Annotated in this window: 1 protein-coding gene; it reads right to left on the bottom strand. The window is 39.8% G+C overall.

Annotated elements, in window-relative coordinates:
- Positions 1-194: 194 nt before the first annotated feature.
- Positions 195-1,652, bottom strand: coding sequence for an IS1182 family transposase (locus tag BMX56_RS29765; RefSeq protein ID WP_090653366.1), 1,458 nt, complete (start codon positions 1,650-1,652; stop codon positions 195-197).
- Positions 1,653-1,759 lie beyond the last annotated feature (107 nt).

Here is a 1,759-nt window from a genome sequence, read left to right on the forward strand (position 1 = left end):
TGCCGCCCTGAACAAGAGGGCACTGAAAAAGTGGCTATTTAAGAGCGGCATTTATAAGCGATTTAATAAAGGATCATCTTTTATTGAATCGCTTTTTTATTTCCTGTATATTTTCAGCTATGCTTGAGGAGGAACAGGTGTCGAATGAAGGCAAAGCAAGGGTGTTTCAGCCTAAACTTTCTTGCTTTTCGACTTTAGCTGGTTAGTTTGATAATTCTTTTTAGGTTAACAGTAAAAATTGCCAAGGCTCCCTGCATCTGCATATTTTCAATCCCATAAGATATCGCTCTGTGGTAACCATGAACATTTTTTAACTCACTGTTTTTCGCCTCAATCTTGTATCGATGCTTGGTTTTCTCTTTATAGTAGTCTGTTTCCTGAAAAGCCATCTGCTGGCTATGCTGGTCCGATTTAATAGTTATAGAATATGTTTTGGTCTTTGCGCCTGTTTTATAACAATTATCTTTTAATGAGCAGGTTTTACATTTTTCAACATCAAAGTAATAAACGAGAGCTTGGTTCTTCCCACGGTTCTTTTTTCCCTGACGTGCTTTTTTTATAGCCATATGCCCGGCAGGGCATACAAACATGTCAGCATCCTTATTATAATCAAACTTGTCTTCTTCCTTTCTAAAGCCTTGGGTTATTGCAGGGTTCAGCTTGGCGACTATTTTTATGTTCTGATCATCTTTGCCTTTCAGGTTAAGATTTTCCTTGCCGGAATAGGCCGAATCGCCGATTATCGTATCAACCTGAATACCATTGTCACGGCTCAATTCCAGAAGCATTGGCAGTTCAGGGCCATCACCTTTTTCGCCTGATGTTACAACCGCAGCTGTAATGATACGCTCCTCTGTCATGGCCAGGTGTGTCTTATAGCCAAAGAATTTGCTATCAGCTGACTTATGACCGGTTTTGGCATCCTTGTCTTTGGATAGGATGTAGTCTTCCTGCGTATCTTCCACGGTTTCCTTCAATAGGTTCAGTTTTTCTTTGACTGCAGGGATCAAACTTAACGTTTGGTCTGATTCGATACACTTTTCAAGTTCCTTACAATAGGCCAGTTCCTTTTCCAGGTCATCTGAATCATTCTTTTTCGGCATCCGGCCTTTCATCTCTTCATCTATATGGTAAACTGCTTTTCGCAACAGTTTTGAACGTTCTCTGAGAACTTCGAGTGCTGAATGTGGGTTTGACCTGGATAACGAATGGGTTGCATCAACAATAATGGATTTGGATTTAATAATATCCTTTTCAATCGCTATAGAAACAGTTTTGCTTATTAGCAGGTTCAACAGGTCTGCATCTTTCAAACGCAGCTTCCTGAATTTGGTCAACGAACTGGGATTAATTACTTCATCCTCAGGAGCCATATCAAGGAAATATTTGAAGGACATATCATATTGTGAGCGTTCAACGACATCTACATCCGAAATGGTATAGATCGTTTTCAGCAACAGGTATTTGAACATGCGTACCGGACTTTCTGCCATACGCCCGTTATTAGAACAATATTTGTCTAACAACTCATCATAAATAAAGGTGAAATCTATCAGCTCGCTGATCTTGCGAAGCAGATTGTCCTTGGGAATGACCAGATCATAGAGCCTGGAATAGGAACTGAGCTGAATTTTTTGTTGTTGAGCTAACATCTAAAAGGCTGCCGATTATACCTTTAAGATACAAAAAAAGGAGTAGAAACCGTAATTTCTACTCCTTTTTATCCCCTGTTTTCAGAAAGACTTTTTCAGTGCCCTCC

This window comes from Mucilaginibacter sp. OK283 (assembly GCF_900110415.1).
Classification (GTDB): domain Bacteria; phylum Bacteroidota; class Bacteroidia; order Sphingobacteriales; family Sphingobacteriaceae; genus Mucilaginibacter.